The organism is Alteromonas sp. ABV4_150, assembly GCF_056311745.1.
This window is the reverse complement of sequence record NZ_CM149971.1, coordinates 4,193,955-4,213,622: the sequence shown is the minus strand read 5'-3', so window position 1 is coordinate 4,213,622 and position 19,668 is coordinate 4,193,955. Positions and strand designations below refer to the sequence as shown.

Here is a 19,668-nt window from a genome sequence, read left to right as displayed (position 1 = left end):
CGGGTGTTTACGCGCCCGGCTTTTTCCGTTGTGACGATTATGAAAATATTAAAAATAATTCCAAGTGCAGGTATTCTACTTTCACTACTTATCAGTGCAGGGTGCACTGAAAGCACAAGTGCTAATTTAAGCAATCAATCAAAGACCGGTGTAAGCGCAAGTACTTATCCTGCTGATCAAAAAGGGCTTTCACCGGCTCAAACAAACGCCGATAGCGCACACTCCTACCCATACCGAGAAGGGGACGATATTCCCGCTCTTGCGTATATTGAGCATAATGAAGTGTATAACCCTGAATCGGTGATCCCTCCCCAGTGCTACACCAAAACCGAAGGCGTAAATAATCCTTGCTATGCATGTCACCAAAGTTACGATTCCACAGAAAAGCGCCCTAACCAAATGGGGGATGGTACATTGCAGGGTAACTATGAATTTTCCGATGTGGGGCTAACAAATAGCTGGAAGAACCTGTTTATTGATCGCACGTCGCTTATAGCGGGTATTGATGATGCCACCATTAAAAAATATGTAGAACAAGACAATTACACCGCATCGCTTAACAATGATGCAATGCCTGATTACATGCGTATAGAAAATTTGAGCGCCGCTAAAAAGGCGTTTGATAGCGACGGTTTTGCCAAAGATGGCAGCGGGTGGGTATCTTACAATTACAAACCATTTCCAAGCACCTTCTGGCCGACCAACGGGTCAACCGGCGATGCTATGATCAGGCTTCCTGATAGCTTTCAAACGCTTAATGGTAAGTACAATAAAAAGGTTTATACCCTGAACCTTAGCTTGGTTGAAATGGCGCTCAAAGAACTCAATAAATTAAACGTAGCGCCAGTAGATGAGACTGCCATTAATGTAGACGTTAACCAAGACGGTGAATTGTCGCCATCTGTAACTGAACTTGTTCGCACCTCACATTATCTGGGCGATGCGAGTGCTGTTCCTCTGGCTCATATGCTTTACCCTGAAGGTACCGAGTTTTTGCATACTGTACGCTACATTGGTGTGGACGATAACGGGAATATTTACAATGCGCCGCGGATGAAAGAAGTGCGCTACATGAAAAAGCATATGTTTAGAAGCCGAGAAAGCCTAAGCTTCTGCCTATTATGCGGAAGCAAAAGATAAGCATTTCGAAAAGCTGCCTCAAACTCGCTACCTGGGTGAAAAAGGGATAGACAACGGCTTTGGGTGGACAATTAACGGCTTCATCGAAGATGAGCAGGGCGAACTGCGCGCGCAACACGACCAAGAGCTAGCGTTTTGTAACGGTTGTCACAAAACAGTAGGGTCAACCTTTGACCAGACATTTTCATTTGCCCGAAAAGTACCTGGTGAAGCAGGGTGGGGCTATATTGATTTGCATGCCATTGAAGATGTGCCAAACATCAACGAAGAAAAAGGTGAATACCTTACCTATATGGAGCGTGTGGGAGGCGGTGATGAATTCCGTCAAAACGGTGAAATGTTGGCAAAGTGGTTCGATGATAAAGGGATGGTTAATACAGAAAAAGTACAGCGTGCTAAGTCGGTATACGACATCATTACGCCATCATCAGAGCGCGCTTATGCTCTAAACAAAGCGTACTTAACCATAGTCAAAGAGCAAAGCTATTTGTTTGGTCGTGATGCTACGCTTACCGAGGCAACCAATGTCTTAAGTAATATCGATGCAGCGCAACCGCCGTTAAAACCTGAACACCGGTTTAAGTGGGATATGAGGCTTAACTGGCAGCAAGACAAGTCGAGCGCTATCGCAGAAGCACAATAACGCTCGCTCCATTTGCTAAAATAATGCTCGCGAATTACAACGGGTTCGCGGGCATTATTTCAAATTGTATTGGTTTATATCGAAAGTTGTTAGATTCACCAGCAGAGCAAGCCGTTAATCCTACAATCATATCCATTTTAGCTTCAAATATCGTGTAATCGCCGGCTTTTGACTTCGGCGGCAAAACAGCGATTTTACCCGTACTGTCTACCTCAACATTCATAAATGTATTGAAGGTCGTGCATACATGATGCTCTGGAATATCAAATTCAGCAAAAGCGGCAACTAAGTTACCGTGACAACCAGGAACCGGATCTTCATTGGGGTAGAAGTGTTTGAAGGTGTCTACGCTACAAGGCGTTAGTAAAAAATCATGGTCTTCTACTTTATCTTCGATAATTTCAAACATGATGTTGCTTTGATTTGAGTAAAGCAAACTGCCTTTTTTAAATTTAAGGCTTTCGTTGTAATCCAAACTTCTACCCGAGGAAATAAACTCGTCCTTATTATGCTCGTTAAAGGCATAAAGGTCGGCCACTTGTTCCCCTTCAGGGTCAATGACTTTAAGGCGTTCACCTTTCTTGATAGTAAATGCAGTACCGCTTCTTGGTTGTATAGTTTGTCTCATACTGTGCCTTTTATATTTTAAGAGTTAATCTTTTACTTGTTTAAAGGGGCATTCCCAGCTTTCTTAATGCTTTTTACCGCTGTATTGATAAACTTCAGAACTTTCACCATGGTTAGCTAGCAATGGGTTTTTACTGCCGCAGTAGGCGGCATCACGCTTCCTGATATGATCTCTAAATGCTTCAAACTTCCGCTGTTTACGAAGCAATTCAAACTGTTCATGTAAATTAAACACAATTGCGGGATGAGAAAAACGTCGGCTCTTTCTAGAGGCATTTGGGTGCAATCCAATCACGAAAAAGCCTTTACCGCCAAGGCTTAAACTGAATTGTGCACTGTGCGGATCGCTTGATACTTTGCTGTCCCAATTTTTTAAGCATGCGTCTACTTCATGAAGGCGTTGAAGCTTTGCCCAAAGTACTTTATCAAATTCTGTTTCGGTAATGGTATCGGGCTGTTCGAAGGTAGCCACAAGTGAGGAGTACATGTCACGCTTGAGCGTAAATGCCTCAACGAATTTGTGAATTGTAGCCAGAATATCAGGTTCATTACTTTCACATTAGATATCGTCAAATTGCAGAACGTGTATTTGCTTTTTGGTTAGTGCGGATTTAGCGCCTACACAGGGGAAGTCACCTTCCCCTACAAATGATCAAAAACGGTGTTTTAGATCGGGTTTTAGTAAAGGCACTCCATATCTCCCTACTTCAACATTAGCGCCTATTTCTTTGACAGCAATTAAGCCGTACTACTTAAACGCTCTTGGTTTTTAGCTGGCGAATGAAAAGAAGTAAACTCAAATCCCGCAGAAGTCGGGGCTATGGTTGAAGCGCTTGTATCCGCATTACTTTGTTCATCTTCATGCTCGGGCAACTGAATGATCTTCAATCCGTTTTCTTCATAGTTCGAATCGATGAAACCCTTTTCTGCATAAGCGGTGAGTACTTCAGTGCAAGGGTAGAAGCCCCATTTATCGTGAAAGCGCTGTGCATTATGCACAAAGTCTAATAGGTGATTAACTGGGCACTGATAATTCGGACGCTGTGGCGCGAAGGTACGGGTAGGCAACTGCTCTAATGAATAACCCAGTGCTCTGCAGTTGGTGAAAAAGTCTTCGTCGTTTAGTCCGAAACCCGCGTAGCCTTCATCGAAGCCGCCGGTTTTATGAAAGTCTGTCTTACGAACAAAAAACACTGTAGAACAAATACTATCGTCACTAAACTTTCCATGATTATTTCCCTGATCTCTTGAAGGTATTTCGTTGTTATCTTCTTTTGGTAACGTTTCGTCATTACTTGCTAGATAACCAATTTGCTGTTCATTTTTTGAAATGTTTGAATACGGCATGTTGCAGCGTTCATTGGGTAAAAAGACGACGGAAGTGAACACCACTGTATTGTCTTTTAATGCCAAAAGACCATCTTTGCAGAGCGTAGGTGAAATCACCGCATCAACATTTAAATAAACAAGGTTTTCATGTTTAGCCGCCAGCATTCCCTTGTTTCGCGCTTTCGCAATTGGCAGTTCTTCTTGGGTAGTGAACTTGTGCACAATATCGAATTTTTCGCTTTGAATGAGGGACAAATCAGAAGGAGGCGCCATCCATACAATAACAAGTTCATCTGGCGTTGGTGAGCACTGCTCTAACTGCGAAATCAAATTGCAAAGCTTTTCAGTTCTACTTTTAACAATAGTTACTGCACTTAATGGTGAACGCATACTCAACCTCCTTTGCTAATGCTAACTCTTCTAAAGCCTTTGGCTTAAACGGTGCACCTTGCACGTTATACAGTTGTAGAAAGCAAAGAGCATTCCTAAATTGTAAGTTGCTGAAATATATTGTTTTTGTTTTTTTAAGCTTTTGATTTACTGTTGTTCTAACCAAGAGAAGCGCAAGAGGTGCACTGTGGGCAGAAAAATTTACAAATAAGGGCCCTGAGTAGCAAACTAGAGTGCGAGCATCTTTTGAGATAAATAAATACCGATGCTTCTCAATGACAACTTTCAATTCTTTTACAAGTTAAGTAAAGCTGAGAGGTGTAAACGCGTATTAAATACGTAATAGCTTTGCCCCAGATATAAATTTTGATATGCTTACATAGTAGGTTAAACATTACATTTCAATAGTTTGCATATTCCTACAATTATTACTTAACACGTTTCCTTTCGAGTAAATTTTGACTTTTAAAAATGACGTTTACTCATTCAGAGTGTAGGTAAATCTTCAGCCTTACTTGTGACGTATTAATTTCTATTTTTCGTATTTTTCTTTGGTGGACAAAGGCTGTGGAATCACAATCTTCTGTAATTATTCGAACTTATGACAAGCAATCGCTAAAGTTGGTTGATGTTATATCAGGCATCTCTCCAAACGCTATGCGTAGGGTATTTGGTGGCTGGATATTTTTCGCGGCTGTGGTTGGAGTAATCGTAAGTGTCGCACCAGATTTAAGCACACAGTTCATCGGTTTAACGCTTTTCGTACTTGTTGCTTTTACACTTATCATGTTCGGGCAGAGCAGGATTACTGAAGGCTGGCCTGCTATTATTTGCGACGATAACTATATCGGCGTGGTACGCGACCCTGTAAAGCGAGAGTATATTTGTGTACGCTCTAATTTGGTCAAAGGCGCTACGCCGACGCTGATAAAACCCAATAAAAAAGCTATTGAGATCATGCTAGATAGCGCGCAACTTCTCGAACAAGATCAAGAAGTACTGAATCAAGCTGTTTGGCCGAGAGAGCACAGCTTAATTGGCTTGGCACACTTCAAAAAGCGTGAAGAGGCTTGTGACAGCCTCATGTGGTGTGTAAAGCATCGTGGGATTCGTTGAATATCATTGAATTGTATCAATCTTTGTCGGTAATTAGTGCGAGCTCGGTATAAAGAGGATAGTGATCAGATCCCACACTTTCCAACTTCTCAATGTTTACTAATCCAAAGTGTTTGGAGTGGAAAACGTGATCTAGCGGCCACTTCACTAACGGGTACTTGGCGTGGAATGTATTGAAAAAGCCTCGGCCTTCTCTAGGGTCCAACAGGCCACTTATTTTCTTAAATTTCCTGGTAGTAGGTGACCACGCGACGTCATTTAGATCGCCAGCGACTATGATTGGACCTTTTGTTTTAGCAATTTCCTCTCCGACTACGGTAAGTTCGATATCCCTAGGTTTAGCATAGGTATTTTCCGTAGGGCTTGGCGGTTTTGGATGAAGAAAATACAGCAGCACATCTTGACCATGATGATTAATTTTTACCCTCATAGATGGCACATCGTCTTCTATCATAAAACGCAATGTAGCTTCTTCAAATGGGATCTTGCTGTATAGATGCATGCCGTAAAGGTTTTCTAGAGGGCAGAATTTGCGGTAAGGATATTCTGACTCTAATTCGCTTATGCCCTTCTGCCACTTTTCATTAGATTCAAGAGTAACCAGAAAGTCGGGGTGTTTATTGCGCACATGCTCGATGAGTTTGCGAAAATCGTTGTTTGGCATATATACGTTACTGGAAAGCACGCTTAGTTTACGGCTTGTGTCCTCATTACCTACGCGTCGCACTTCGCGCTTGTATAGGGGAGTGTAGGGGATTATCCAGACAACCTGGTAAATCAAGCTAACGATTAAGCCTCCTACCAAAATTAGCGTAAGGCTATTTATTGGTGCGTAATACGTTACTTTAAAAGCGTACCCAATAAGTAATAGAGAAATAATTGCTGCTATTTGAAGTCGTGGAAACTCCCACACTCTTACTAACCAATGTGATGAAGGGAGAAGCGGAGCCCAGCTTACAATGATAAAAAAAACTGAAGCAGCAGTGAGTGCAGTATCCATGTCTAGATGGTCCTTGATAAAACTGACAAAACACACCTTACCTGAGCCAAAAAAATTAGTTGGCTTGGAAACGGCTAAGTAAACGGTGTGAAAACGATAGTTCTAATTACGGCGGTTTTCTAAAATAAGTTTAACCTTACCTTTCCATTGAGCGTCAGTATCTGTGCAAGGGCTTATGGTTTTCTTCAATGTTAATTCCGCAATGTTATTTCCACAGCGTTGTTGTGTGGCAGATTATAAAAAGCGCATTTTTCGCGGGATATACTCTATTTGCCTATGTTAAGTAAAAAATTCTCGAAATAAGGCAAAGTTTGCAAATCTCGCGATATTGTTATGGTCGTAGAAAGATTATTAATGCATATAAAACAATAAGATAACGTGTTGGCAAGGTTTTAGCATCTCTAGTTGTGAGTTTCGACAAAGGAGAAATGTTATGAAACGTTCAATTATTTCTATGATTGTTGCTACAACACTAACCACAGCTGCGTATGCAGGTGATATGGATTCAGACAATAAGTGGGAAAAAGGTGCAAAAGACGCATGGATAGACGGTAAAGCTGAAGCTACGCTGTTGTTCAATGGCAATCTAGATTCATTTGATATCAATACTGATGTGAAAGATGGCAATGTCGTTCTTACAGGCAAGGTTGAAAACTCTGTCGATAAAAAATTAGCTGAAGAGTTGGTAGCTAACATCGACGGCGTATCCTCTGTGGATAACAAGCTCAGCGTTGTTAATGACAACGATATGCACAAAGATATGTCTGACGATATGGAAGACACTATAGATGAGGGCACAAGTGAATTGACTGACGCAAAAATTGCAACGGTAATTAAAACTCGTCTTTTAATGGATACCGATATTTCAGGATTTGACATTGACGTTGACGTAGAAAACGGTGTAGTAACACTGACTGGCGAAGTTGATTCTGACGCTGAGCGTGACCTAGCAGTAGAAATTGCTAAAAATGCTTCTGATGTCAAAGACGTAGAGAGTGACCTACGTGTTGTTACTGAAACTGCAATGAACTAAAGTTTCTGTATCCGACATTACGAAAAAGGGGCATGCGCCCCTTTTTTCTTGCCTAACGTAAATTAGGTATATCGGTCAGCACATCGACATAACTAATGTTTCCACTCTTCATCCAATAGGATAACTTCACCGTTTTCAGATTTAATTTCTTTTCGGGATTCAGTGCCATTTTCTTCCACAAGATAAAATTCATAAATCGTAATATCAGTTCCGTATTGTTTACTTTCAATGATACGCCTAACTTGGTCAGAGTTTTCCTGCTTCTTAATAAGTGTTGTTACAGCGGAAGGTAAATCTTCCATAGTTAAATCCCGCTGTACTTCAACAATTTTCCACTGCTCTCCATCTTGCAGCATATCGAATTCTATTTCATTTCCGTTAGCGTCTTCACCTTCAACATCAAGATATACATGATCGTGTTTGTATTCTTTCTCAACTTCTTGTATCGCAAAATTAGGCGCAACGCTTTTTATTGCAGCTAACGCGGAAGTAGGAATAGCATCTATGGATATCGCTTCTTTTTTGTTTAGCGTAGCGCCAATCTTAACATTGTCGCTTTTCGCAGTCGGTCTTTGCGCCCCAGGTTTTTGGGTAATTAGGTTCGCTTTGAAGGTTTCAGTCGGTTCGCTACTTTTACCTACCGTTAAGTTGGAAAACGCTACCTGTACATAGTCGCCATTTTTTTTATCTTCTTCCCAGTTTCCTGTACCCATACATGCGGCGTACCAAAAGCCGTCATCATCTTTAGTACTGCATTGGTTGTAGGCACCTGCTTTAAAATAATTCCAATCAAGCGTATAGCCGTAAGGATGATCGTGCTGGTCCAACTCACCATAGGCATTTAGTCCGTTGGCAAGATTGATTGCATAATTCACGGTTTTATGTCCGTCTGATTTGAAGCTTAGGTACATCACATCACCGTTAACGTTCACTTCATAACTAAAGCTCTCGTTTAGTTTAATACCTTCGCTACCCGGGTTTTCTGGGTCGGTCCATAAATTTCCCCAAACTGGATAAGCAATATCAGTACGGTTTTTATCATTCTTGGGCAAGTTGCGTTCGTAAGTCCAGAATACAGACCCTGTTTCATGCTGTGGCCACTTTTTATAATAAATCTTGAGTGGTTCATTCCCCCAACCAAACCCTTTGACCTTTTTCTTCCATTTACTGGCGTGTATTTGACCGACTACCACTGAAAAAGCCGGCGCTTTGTCGGGATATTTTGCTCTGGTAGCAACGTGCTGCACTTTAAGCGTGGCGTTTAATTTTCCGCCTACTTGCGCAAAGCGATCTGAAATAGGGTTGCTCGCGACAGTAAAGTTATTCTTGGGAGAGTGAGTTTTTATACGAGTGTTAGAACCGCGAAGCATGTGTCGAAGTTCGCTACGAGTATTAGATGAATTTTGAGTGGTTAGCGCTTTATTGGGCGCAGCAAATACCATATCGCCTTCATCGTCAACATAGAAAAAGTCTTGGTGCTCAAAGCTCTGAATATCCTTTACAGATATTTCGTCAACTTTCCCATTATTGTTTTTATCTGTAGGGATTGTAATTTTCCATTCGCTTAAATCAAACTTTTCTGCTGGAAGTGTCTCAGCATTTGCAAGACCACAAGCGAAAATAAATGGCAGAGTCGCGAAGGTGGGCTTGGCCCAATCGATTATTGAAACGTTAAACGTGGAAAAGGTGGTAGGCCTCGTTTTTGTTTTAGACATTTAAACCTCTTGGTAGACAATCGCTTACCAATATAAGTAATGCCTAGGCCAATACTATTGGTAAGTCCAGTTTTGAGTTGTTCCTTTTATTTGTAATGCCAATTTAGCATTCTTGTAAACCAATTGCAAAATGTTATCAAGTTGTTAATTTGCATAGTTGTAGCGGCTTCAATGATTATGTGAACCTTCTTTTTTATAAAATATGATTGTTTTTTATACTAATGTCAGCGTTGTCACTAGCTTGCTGTGCAAGAAATGACCTTTTTGGTAATACCAAATATTCGAAGGGAAATATATTCTCAAACCTTAAACTCATCGAGTCACGCTAAACTGAGTAGTGCAGCAGGTTTCAATTCTTGGGTGACAATAAAGACAGTGAAAATTTTCTTTTATAGTGTGTAGAAACTTCCAACCATGCGCTCTGATGTAGTGCTTTTTATTCATATCCTTATGATTTCAAAGATAAAAAGTTGTTGGTATAGAAACTGCTTTTATTAACAGTAAATACAGGTTTTTTCAGCGAGATTTTTGTTGTTAGGTCAACGCTGGGTGCGTCAATGTGGCCCAAATATCCAACAGCCGATGAAATCTTTTTTCAAGATTTATTTCGTTATCAGAATTATGAGCAGTTCTACAATGCTCAAGGAGTGGGACATGAACGTTTTAAAGTGGGTTTTTTCAGGAATTGTTGTATCAGTAATAATTGTTTTAGTGGGTATGTTCGGACAGGGCAAGTTTTCAGTCGGCCAAGCTTCTGCCGATGACACTGAACGTGCTGTTCACGCTGACATTGTTAAAGTTGAACAGACCTTATCATTGGTAGAGTTTGACCTATCTAAAAAGACTCATTTGCTTAGAAAAACACGCTTAGATTTTTATGTTAAGCAGGCAAAACAAGCTGATTTGAGAGGCTGGAAGTTTAAGCGTGACGAATTTGTTGAACGCGCGGAAAACATCCTAAGCCACCATCTTACACAATATGCGAACAATATAGCTCAAGAGGCAGAGACCCACACTGCACAAACAATTTAACCCAAACAGTATCAACGAAAACGCCCCTTACGTTTGAAAACACAAGAGGCGTTTATTATTTTTTAGTCTTTTTAAATTTCAGGCAAAAAAAGCGAAGCTAAGCTTCGCTTCCAATATTCTTTCAAGTTTATTCAACTTCTACAATTTTCAAAGTGTTAGTTGCGCCTACCTTTTCCATTTCATCGCCATAGGTGAGGATGATGCTGTCACCGCTTTTCACTAAGCCTTTGTCTTTTAGCGAAGCAATAACATCGTACTTTAATTTGCCCGGTTCGCTGTCAGACGAGTCAAAGTAAACTGGCTTCACACCACGACACAATGCCATTGTATTAAGCGTAGACTCGTGACGAGACATAGCAATTATTGGAAGTGAAGTAGTAATACGAGACATCAAGGTTGGCGTAGTTCCACTCTCTGTTAAGCCGACAATCGCTTTAACGCTTGGCAGGTGGTTCGCTGCATACACAGCAGAAAGTGCAATTGACTCGCTCGTTGATGAAAACTTCTGATCCATGCGGTGCTTAGAAATTTTAACGCTTGGATGGGTTTCTGCACCTTCACAAACACGAGCCATTGCTGCAACTGTCTCGATAGGGAAGTTACCCGCAGCGGTTTCAGCTGAAAGCATAACTGCATCGGTGCCATCTAGCACAGCGTTCGCCACGTCCATAACTTCAGCACGTGTCGGCATAGGGCTATCAATCATCGACTCCATCATTTGAGTCGCGGTAATAACAACCTTGTTTAATTGACGAGAACGGGCGATAAGCTTTTTCTGAACGCCAACAAGTTCGGCGTCTCCAATTTCTACACCCAAATCACCGCGAGCTACCATTACAGCATCAGAGGCTACGATAATATCGTCCATGGCTTCGTCAGAAGCTTACGGTTTCAGCACGTTCAACCTTTGCACAAATTTTTGCGTAGCAGCCAGCTGCTTCGGCAAGTTCTCGTGCATAGTTTAGATCTGCACCGCTTCGTGGAAATGACACAGCAAGGTAATCAACGCCGATTTTTGCCGCAGTTTTAATGTCTTCTTTATCTTTCTCGGTAAGCGCATCTGCCGAAAGACCACCGCCTTGACGGTTTATGCCCTTATTGTTTGAAAGTTTACCACCTACAGTGACCTCAGTAAGCACCTTGCGACCTTCAACACCGGTTACGCGAAGCTGAATACGGCCGTCATCAAGAAGAAGAATATCGCCTGCAGACACATCATCAGGAAGCGCTTTGTAATCAATGCCTACTTGGTTGATATCGCCTTCGTCGCGGCCAAGCTCTGCGTCTAGGATAAACTTAGCGCCTACGTCTAAGTGAACAGCACCTTCTGAAAAACGAGCGACACGAATTTTAGGACCTTGAAGATCGCCTAAGATAGCTACGTATTTACCTAAGTTCTTTGCAGCCTGACGCACGCGTTTGGCACGCTCGATATGATCTTCAGCCTGCCCGTGAGAAAAGTTCATACGCACTGTATTCGCGCCTGCCGCTATTAGCGCCTGGATTTTTTCGAGTGAGTCTGTTGCAGGTCCTAGGGTGGCAAGAATTTTCGTTCTTCTGGTCATGTGATTCCGTCGCTGTTTCTAAGTTAGAAAAGACAAAGAGTGATAGGTATTCCACAATGGGATAATACCTGTAATCGCTTTACGTAATTTTATTACAGAATAATAGTTGAATTTGACAATAATGTGAATGAAATAAACAAAAACGCCTAACTGGCTCGACCAGTTAGGCGTTCTGCTCGGTACATTAGCCGCTGATTGCTACGATAATAAATGCGACTATGATCAAAGTAATGACGATTTAATCGCCGCGTTTTTCATATCGTGAACCCCGAAGTGTGTCTTTAACACGCTTAAGGTTTTCTCTGAACTTATTACCACGGCGCAACGTAAATCCAGTAGCAAGCACGTCAATGAGGGTGAGCTGCGCTATTCGAGAGGCCATAGGCATATACATATCGGTATCTTCTGGTACTTCCAACGACAACACGTAGCTGCACTCTTGAGCCAATGGGCTGTCCGCTGACGTAATACCAACAACTGTGGCATCGTTCATTCGGGCGATCTGCGCTATCTCAACCAAACTTTTGGTACGACCAGTGTGGCTTATCAAAACCACTACATCACCGGCTGAACAATTCATACAGCTCATACGCTGCATCAGGATATCTTCAAAATACACAACGGGAACGTTGAATCGAAAGAACTTATTCAGCGCATCGTGAGCGACGGATGCTGAAGCGCCTAGGCCGAAAAACGAAATTTTCTGAGCCTGAGTCAGCAGGTCGACGACACGATTAACAACATTGACGTTGACCGACTGACGGGCAACTTCAAGCGATGCCATAGTAGATTCAAAAATCTTGTTCGTATATTCGTCAGGGCTGTCATTTTCATCTACGTGACGATTAACATATGGCGTGCCGTTAGCTAAACTTTGCGCTAAATGGAGTTTAAAGTCTGGAAAGCCTTTTGTATCAAGCCTACGACAGAATCGATTAACAGTGGGCTCACTAACATCCGACATTTTAGCGAGGGTTGCTATACTCGAATGAATGGCTGTTTGTGGATTAGCTAAAATTACTTCAGCTACCTTTTTTTCAGATTTACTGAACGCCGCTTGGTTTTGTGTGATTTTTTCTAAAATGTTCATACAGATATAGCAATTACTTAGCATAAATTATTGTAAGGTACATCTGTAATAGTACCCAATGTGACGTCTGTGACAAGAAAAATGTAATTTTTTGACAAAATTTGTTGTCTCCAACAGGTGAAGTCAGGGTAAACTGAGGGAAATAGTAAAGATTTAGATCCTATAGTTGGTTCAAGTTGTAATTTTACTACATTTGGTGTTAACTATACGGTAAAAATAGTCGTTAGTGTTGTAAACAACTGTACAATACGCTGCGCACACATACATTTAAAAGGTCGACGAATATGGTATTGGATAATTCCTACGAGCCCTGTGATTTTGTACTTTTTGGTACGCTGGGAGATCTTTCACGACGCAAGTTATTGCCTTCTTTATATCAGTTAGAAAAAGCTAACTTGATGCACCCTGAAACTACTATTGTTGGTGTGGCGCGTCAGGAAATGGAACTAGACGCTTACATAGAAGAAGTTCACGCTAACCTTATTAAGTTTGGTGAAAAGGACTTATGTGAAGCTACATGGGAAAAAATGAAAGCGCGTTTGCATTACGCGTGCGTAGACATGAAAGATGTCGAAAGCTATTGCGTATTAGACGACCACGTTGACCCAACTCGCACTATGGTGTGTTACTTAGCTACACCACCTGCTATCTATGGCGACATTTGTCGTGGCTTACATAGCTGCAAAATTATCGATTCAAGCGTTCGCGTAGTGCTTGAAAAGCCAATCGGTCATGATTTGGAATCGTCAAAAGTTATCAACGAACAAGTTGCTGAATACTTCGACGAAAAACAAATATATCGTATTGACCATTACCTAGGTAAAGAGACCGTTCTTAACTTAGTGTCGCTTCGTTTTGCCAACTCTATTTTTGCTACAAACTGGGATCACAACTGTATTGACCACGTTCAAATTTCAGTTGCTGAGTCAGTAGGTATTGAAGGGCGTTGGGGTTATTTTGACGACGCGGGACAAATGCGTGACATGGTGCAAAACCACCTGCTACAAATTCTAAGCTTGGTCGCGATGGAACCGCCAACAACCCTAGATGCCGATAGTATTCGTGATGAAAAGCTTAAAGTGCTAAAAGCGCTTCGCCCTATCAACTCGTTTAATATTAACGAAAGCACGGTACGCGGTCAGTACACGTCTGGTTTTGTTAAAGGTGAAGAAGTGCCTGGGTACCTTGAAGAAGAAGGTGCGAATACGCAGAGTAAAACTGAAACTTTTATTGCAATAAAAGCTGAAATTGACAACTGGCGTTGGGCCGGCGTGCCATTTTACCTGCGCACAGGTAAGCGTATGCCAACCAAAGTGAGTGAAGTTGTTATTTACTTCAAGCGTCAGCCGCACAACCTATTTGGTGATAGCTTTAAAAATCTTCCACCTAACAAGTTGGTTATTCGTCTACAGCCTGATGAAGGTGTAGAAATCACCGTAATGAATAAAGTTCCAGGCCTGACCAGCTCAGGTTCGATGGATCTCCAAAAATCTAAGCTTAACCTTAGTTTCTCCGAAGCCTTTGCTGACGAGCGTATCCCTGACGCTTACGAAAAACTGCTTCTTGAGGTAATGCTGGGTAATCAGGCGCTATTTGTTCGTCGCGATGAAATTGAACAGGCGTGGACGTGGGTAGACTCAATTCTTGAAGCGTGGAAACAATCAAGCGAGCCACCTGAGCCGTATCAGGCAGGTACATGGGGTCCGGTAGACTCTATTGGTCTTCTGGCCCGCGAGAATCGCAGCTGGTACGAAAGCAAAACAGGGAAGAAAAAGTAATATGGCGTTAACAACTCTATCATTTGAAACACCTGAGGCGCTTACCGATGCATTTGCACAAGATTTGGTAAGCATTCTCAAAACAGGTATTAAAACTCGTGGCCGCGCATCTCTTGTAGTTAGTGGTGGACGTACACCTCTAGCGCTTTTTAAGCAGTTAAGCGAGACCGACCTTGAGTGGGATAAGGTTGATATTACCCTTGCTGACGAACGCTGGGTTGAAGAGGGCCATGAAGCCAGCAACACTAGCCTAGTTAAAAGTAATCTAATTCAAAATAAAGCCGCAGCAGCTCGTTTTATTGAACTGAAAAGCGATGTTGACGATGCGAACGAAGGGGTAAATGCAGCCGAGTCAAATCTGGCGAGCATGTCACAGCCTTTTGACGCATTAATTCTTGGTATGGGGGAAGACGGGCATACTGCATCGCTTTTCCCTTGTTCTGAGCAAGTACTTGACGGCTTAGATATGAGCAGCGGCAGAACCTGCATTGCTGTTCAACCTACAACAGCACCTCATCAACGTATTTCATTAACGCTACCTGCGTTACTCAATAGTCGAAATATCTTTTTACACCTAACGGGTGAAAAGAAAAAGCAAGTACTGCTAGATGCTATTGAAAATGCTACCGAAGCGCAAAAGCCCATCACCGCGGTTGTAAATAGAGCACCGGTCACTCTGATGTGGGCGCCATAGGAGACAAAAAATGAATCCAAAAATTGCTGAAGTTACGCAACGTATTATCGAGCGTAGCAAAGAAACGCGTAAAGCGTATTTAGAAAAGATTGAGGAAGCACGCCGTCAAGGTCCACACCGCGGTGTACTATCGTGCGGAAACTTGGCCCATGGCTTTGCTGCATGCGGTACAAGTGAAAAGGCTGACCTCCGTTCCATGACCAAAGCCAACGTGGCTATTGTGTCTGCGTACAATGACATGCTTTCTGCTCACCAGCCATATGAAACTTACCCTGCGCTTATTCGCGAAGCGGTAAAAGAAGTGGGTAGTGTAGCGCAGTTTGCGGGTGGTGTACCTGCAATGTGCGATGGTGTTACTCAAGGCCAGTCTGGCATGGACTTAAGCCTTATGAGCCGTGATAATATCGCTCAGGGCGCAGCTATCGCGCTATCACACAATATGTTTGATAGCACCCTGATGCTGGGTATTTGCGATAAAATCGTACCTGGACTTCTGATGGGGGCACTTACGTTTGGACACCTGCCAACGGTATTCGTTCCAGCTGGTCCTATGCCATCAGGCTTGCCAAATAAAGAAAAAGCACGCGTTCGCCAAGAATTTGCTGAAGGCAAGGTTGGTCGCGACGCACTTCTTGAAGCTGAGTCTCAGTCTTATCATTCTGCTGGTACTTGTACTTTCTACGGTACAGCAAACTCAAACCAGCTTGTGGTTGAGATGATGGGTTTACACTTACCGGGCTCTTCGTTTGTAAACCCAGGTACGCCACTGCGTGATGCCCTAACAAAAGCTGCTGCGGTTCAAGCGACTCGTCTAACTGACCTTGGCGACAACTACACGCCAATTGGCCACATTGTAGATGCTAAAGCCATTGTAAATGGTCTTGTAGGTCTACTTGCAACGGGTGGTTCGACTAACCACACCATGCACCTTATCGCCGTTGCGCGCGCTGCTGGCTACATTGTTAACTGGGACGATTTCTCAGATATTTCAAATGCGGTTCCACTTCTTACCCGTATTTACCCTAACGGTTCAGCAGACATTAACCACTTTGTTGCCGCTGGCGGTATGTCATTGCTTATTAAGCAACTGCTTGACGCAGGATTACTGCACAACGATGTGAAAACTATCGTTGGCGATGGCTTGGAGCTATACACCAAAGAGCCTGTGCTAAAAGACGGCGAGCTAGAGTGGCGCGACGGCCCAACAGAATCTCTGGATAAAGAGGTATTAGCAACGGTTGATGCACCATTTAAACCTGATGGTGGTTTGAGCGTGCTTGACGGTAACTTAGGCCGCGGCGTAATCAAAACATCTGCGCTTCGTACTCCGCATTGCACTATTAAAGCGCCAGCGGTTGTGTTTGAAGATCAGTTTGAACTGGATGACGCGTTTAAATCTGGCAAGCTAGATAAAGACTGTATCGTGGTTGTTCGCTTCCAAGGGCCATCGGCCATTGGTATGCCAGAGCTTCACCGCCTAACGCCGCCGCTTGGTGTAATTCAAGACCGTGGCTTTAAAGTAGCCCTTGTTACTGACGGTCGTATGTCGGGTGCATCAGGTAAAGTACCTGCTGCTATCCACGTGACTCCTGAAGCGTATAAGGGTGGACTACTTGCTAAAGTGCAAGAAGGCGACATCATCGAGCTTAATACCGAAACAGGTGCATTAACATTACACGTTGATGATGAAACATTAGCTGCACGTGAAGCTGCGCCAGCGAGCTTGGCGAAGCATCATGTTGGTATGGGACGCGAAATGTTTGCGGGTATGCGTGCCATCCTTACTGGTGCAGAAGAAGGAGCGTGTTCACTGTTTTACACGCAGGAGCAAGCATAATGAGCCAAAAGTTTGTGGCTGATGTTGGCGGTACCAATATTCGTGTTGCAAGAGTAACCGAGTCTGGCGTCACTGATATCAAAAAATACATGTGTAATGACTTTGCTAGCATTGATCTAGCGATTATCCAGTATTTTACTGACATGCCAGAGCACAACTTTTCCCAAGGTTGTATTGCAATTGCCTGCCCAGTGCTTGGCGACCAGGTCGTAATGACCAATCACAGCTGGGCGTTTTCGCAAAACGCTTTGCGTTCTCAGCTTAAGCTAGATGCATTGTTCGTAATTAACGACTTCACAGCAGTTGCCCATTCATTGCCTGTGCTAAGTGAAGACCAAGTTGTTCAAATTGGTGAAGGTACGGCAAAAGAAAACGGCAATATTGCGGTGTTTGGCCCAGGCACTGGCCTTGGCGTTGAGCACATCACGATGACCTCAACTGGTTGGCAAACATTAGACGGTGAGGGTGGTCATGTAGACTTCGCTCCCGTTGACGAAACAGATGTTGTGGTTTGGCGTCATTTGCAAACGACATTAGGTCGTGCTTCTGCTGAAGAAGTGATGTCTGGTCGTGGTCTGCACAACATCTACACCGCGCTAGCTAATCACGCTTCTTCACCAGTTGTATTTACCGAGCCTGCACAAATTACAGAAGCAGCGCTAAACGGAACCTGTGAATTAGCCGAAGCAACACTGACTCAGTTCTGTCGAATTATGGGTAGTTTTGCGGGTAATCTTGCGCTGAACATGGCGACTACTGGCGGCATCTTTATTGGTGGAGGTATTGCAAATCGTTTCCCTGAGTTTATTCAAAACAGCGATTTCAGAGCGCGTTTTGAAGCGAAGGGGCAAATGAAGCATTACGTTAAAGACATTCCCACCTATCTTATTGCAGAACCTGATCACGGTTTATTGGGTGCGGCTGCATATCTGAATCAAAATACAGCGAGCTAAATTATGACATCGAAATGGAAAACCTCTCCAGAGGAAATTTTTGCGGCCGGTCCAGTTGTACCTGTGTTGGTTATCAATGATGTAGAAAAAGCCGTTCCTCTGGCAAAAGCGCTAATGGAAGGTGGAATTAAAGTTTTAGAAGTAACTTTACGTACACCTGCAGCAATTGACGTAATTAAGCGAATTGCTGACGAAGTACCAGACTCGTTAATTGGTGCGGGAACGGTAACCAACGCACAACAACTAAAAGCAGTTGTAGAAGCGGGCGCTAAGTTTGCTATCAGCCCAGGCATGACGGCTGACTTGCTTAAAGCGGGTATGGATGCTGATATTCCACTTATCCCAGGTATTTCTTCAACGTCAGATCTTATGAAGGGTAAAGATGCTGGTTACACCCACATGAAATTCTTCCCAGCAGAAGCGTCAGGTGGCGTTAAAGCTATCAAGTCTATCAGCGGTCCTTTCCCTGATGTAACCTTCTGCCCAACAGGCGGTATTGGTCCAAATAATTACAACGACTACTTATCGCTTAAGAACGTTAAGTGCGTAGGCGGTTCGTGGTTAGCGCCAGATGATGCGATTGAGTCAGGTGATTGGGCGCGTATTACCCAACTGGCTAAAGAAGCCGTTGCAGGCGCTAAGCAGTAAAAGTCGCTAAACTCTACGTTTAAAAAACCTGCCGATTGGCAGGTTTTTTTATAAGGCACTTTCGCAATTTGATATTGCTAGCAAGCACGACTCTTAGCGAAAGACCATCGATATAGCCACACGTTTACTTGGGAGCAATAGTCTGTCTAAGAGTGTGACTTTCACCAGGTGCTAATGTTCTGCCTTGTGTTAACGACGTCTCCACGCATAGCATATGCTTATAGCCAAATGGGTCCATATCTGAAATGGACGCAGCACCTTGCCACGGGTTCCACACAACAAGTGAATCATTGCCCTGTGAGACAACTTCGGTAAATGAATTGCCGCCTACTTCAATATCAACGTTTTTAATGGGCGCAAGATGGATTCGGTCGGTTTCTCCGGTAATGGTGTAAGGCGTTGGCGTAGGCTTTATCGCCCAATCGTCAAGCTTGTCTTTATATTCGCCCTTAATTCCTTTTATAACTGCTTGCTGAATATCATCAACATGAAAATAAGTGTGCAAAGCACAGTTAAAGTCGAATGCTACCACCCCTGTGTTTTCAGTGACCAAAGATACGTCCATAGTTTCACCAATAGCGATAACCATGGCGACAGTGCAGTCATTTTCAAACCCCTCAGCCCGAGTAAAGCTTGGTGAAAGGGTTATAGTGGTGCAGTTTGCTGTTTCTTCTGAGTTAACCAGCTTCCACACCTGGGTTCTTAAAAAGCCGTGAGAGGGAAGGGCACCTTTTTCGCGACCATGGTCATCACTAAACCATGGCCAACAAACAGGTATTCCACCGCGAATTGGACGCTCTCCATTTAGATAAGCATGTGGGCTTACCCATAGCCGCTCTTTGTTATCGCTTTTAGGAACAAAAGACAAAATATGGCCGCCAAATAAACTTATACGCGCTTTGGCGAAAGCGTTATCCACATCTAAAAAGGTGAGGCCATTAGTCTCGCTAACGGTAACTGAATTCACAGGTGACATAAGTCCTCCTTGGACTGAATACTAAACTTACTAATAGATGACGGGAAAATAAGTATCGCTGGAAACCGTCTTTATATATGAGACAACAAAAAAGGTGCAAAC

13 protein-coding genes and 4 pseudogenes are annotated in these 19,668 nt (G+C 43.1%); 9 read left to right on the top strand and 8 right to left on the bottom strand.

The genetic code is table 11. The features are described 5' to 3' along the window. Positions 1 to 39: 39 nt before the first annotated feature. A pseudogene (locus ACYX4M_RS18300) lies at positions 40 to 1,783 on the top strand (hypothetical protein). A gap of 34 nt (positions 1,784 to 1,817) precedes the next feature. Here the strand turns inward: ACYX4M_RS18300 and ACYX4M_RS18295 are convergent. The 3 genes and pseudogenes from ACYX4M_RS18295 to ACYX4M_RS18285 all read right to left on the bottom strand — a co-directional run bounded on the left by ACYX4M_RS18295 (position 1,818) and on the right by ACYX4M_RS18285 (position 4,129). Then, the gene (locus tag ACYX4M_RS18295) at positions 1,818 to 2,411 is read right to left on the bottom strand and encodes a DUF1989 domain-containing protein (RefSeq protein ID WP_476081200.1); all 594 of its coding nucleotides are present in this window, start codon (positions 2,409 to 2,411) and stop codon (positions 1,818 to 1,820) included. Positions 2,412 to 2,474: 63 nt separating this feature from the next. Further along, positions 2,475 to 2,951 (bottom strand): annotated as a pseudogene (gene gntA / locus ACYX4M_RS18290) (guanitoxin biosynthesis heme-dependent pre-guanitoxin N-hydroxylase GntA); the annotation flags it as partial. A gap of 197 nt (positions 2,952 to 3,148) precedes the next feature. Continuing rightward, positions 3,149 to 4,129 carry a glycosyltransferase family 2 protein gene (locus tag ACYX4M_RS18285; RefSeq protein ID WP_476081199.1) on the bottom strand — a complete coding sequence of 327 codons (981 nt, stop codon included), beginning with the start codon at positions 4,127 to 4,129 and terminating at the stop codon, positions 3,149 to 3,151. A gap of 567 nt (positions 4,130 to 4,696) precedes the next feature. On the opposite strand from ACYX4M_RS18285, the gene ACYX4M_RS18280 reads away from it, so the two are divergent. Continuing rightward, complete coding sequence (locus ACYX4M_RS18280; protein WP_476081198.1) at positions 4,697 to 5,245, top strand: hypothetical protein; 549 nt, start codon at positions 4,697 to 4,699, stop codon at positions 5,243 to 5,245. A 16-nt stretch (positions 5,246 to 5,261) separates the two neighbouring features. Here ACYX4M_RS18280 and ACYX4M_RS18275 read toward each other — a convergent pair whose 3' ends face one another. Beyond that, entirely contained in the window at positions 5,262 to 6,245 is a 984-nt protein-coding gene (locus ACYX4M_RS18275; RefSeq protein ID WP_476081197.1) for an endonuclease/exonuclease/phosphatase family protein, read from the bottom strand. Between the two features lie 433 nt (positions 6,246 to 6,678). Here ACYX4M_RS18275 and ACYX4M_RS18270 point away from each other — a divergent pair, with 433 nt between their 5' ends. Beyond that, the gene (locus ACYX4M_RS18270) at positions 6,679 to 7,278 is read left to right on the top strand and encodes a BON domain-containing protein (RefSeq protein WP_476081196.1); all 600 of its coding nucleotides are present in this window, start codon (positions 6,679 to 6,681) and stop codon (positions 7,276 to 7,278) included. 620 nt (positions 7,279 to 7,898) lie between these two features. On the opposite strand, the pseudogene ACYX4M_RS18265 reads toward ACYX4M_RS18270, so the two are convergent. After that, positions 7,899 to 8,993: pseudogene (locus ACYX4M_RS18265) on the bottom strand (polysaccharide lyase family 7 protein); the annotation flags it as partial. Positions 8,994 to 9,647: 654 nt separating this feature from the next. Between ACYX4M_RS18265 and ACYX4M_RS18260 the strand changes: the two are divergent. Next, complete coding sequence (locus tag ACYX4M_RS18260) at positions 9,648 to 10,025, top strand: hypothetical protein (RefSeq protein WP_476081195.1); 378 nt, start codon at positions 9,648 to 9,650, stop codon at positions 10,023 to 10,025. A gap of 127 nt (positions 10,026 to 10,152) precedes the next feature. Here ACYX4M_RS18260 and pyk read toward each other — a convergent pair. Together pyk and ACYX4M_RS18250 are read right to left on the bottom strand one after the other, a co-directional pair. Further along, a pseudogene (gene pyk, locus ACYX4M_RS18255) lies at positions 10,153 to 11,590 on the bottom strand (pyruvate kinase). Between the two features lie 238 nt (positions 11,591 to 11,828). Further along, the gene (locus ACYX4M_RS18250) at positions 11,829 to 12,680 is read right to left on the bottom strand and encodes a MurR/RpiR family transcriptional regulator (RefSeq protein WP_015067467.1); all 852 of its coding nucleotides are present in this window, start codon (positions 12,678 to 12,680) and stop codon (positions 11,829 to 11,831) included. A 284-nt stretch (positions 12,681 to 12,964) separates the two neighbouring features. Here ACYX4M_RS18250 and zwf point away from each other — a divergent pair, with 284 nt between their 5' ends. The 5 genes from zwf to ACYX4M_RS18225 are packed head-to-tail and all read left to right on the top strand — an operon-like array spanning position 12,965 to position 18,590. Continuing rightward, entirely contained in the window at positions 12,965 to 14,458 is a 1,494-nt protein-coding gene (zwf, locus tag ACYX4M_RS18245) for a glucose-6-phosphate dehydrogenase (protein WP_118493985.1), read from the top strand. A gap of 1 nt (position 14,459) precedes the next feature. Then, positions 14,460 to 15,152: a 6-phosphogluconolactonase gene (gene pgl, locus ACYX4M_RS18240; protein WP_025255584.1), complete on the top strand. Its 693-nt coding sequence runs from the start codon at positions 14,460 to 14,462 to the stop codon at positions 15,150 to 15,152. A gap of 10 nt (positions 15,153 to 15,162) precedes the next feature. Continuing rightward, on the top strand, positions 15,163 to 16,989 hold the full coding sequence (gene edd, locus ACYX4M_RS18235) for a phosphogluconate dehydratase (protein ID WP_476081194.1): 1,827 nt from the start codon (positions 15,163 to 15,165) through the stop codon (positions 16,987 to 16,989). Beyond that, complete coding sequence (locus ACYX4M_RS18230) at positions 16,989 to 17,942, top strand: glucokinase (protein WP_476081193.1); 954 nt, start codon at positions 16,989 to 16,991, stop codon at positions 17,940 to 17,942. The genes edd and ACYX4M_RS18230 overlap by 1 nt, the downstream gene beginning before the upstream one ends. 3 nt (positions 17,943 to 17,945) lie before the next feature. After that, complete coding sequence (locus tag ACYX4M_RS18225) at positions 17,946 to 18,590, top strand: bifunctional 4-hydroxy-2-oxoglutarate aldolase/2-dehydro-3-deoxy-phosphogluconate aldolase (protein ID WP_476081192.1); 645 nt, start codon at positions 17,946 to 17,948, stop codon at positions 18,588 to 18,590. A gap of 124 nt (positions 18,591 to 18,714) precedes the next feature. Here ACYX4M_RS18225 and ACYX4M_RS18220 read toward each other — a convergent pair whose 3' ends face one another. Then, a complete protein-coding gene (locus ACYX4M_RS18220; RefSeq protein WP_476081191.1) occupies positions 18,715 to 19,566 on the bottom strand; it encodes a D-hexose-6-phosphate mutarotase in 852 nt (283 codons plus the stop codon). Positions 19,567 to 19,668 lie beyond the last annotated feature (102 nt).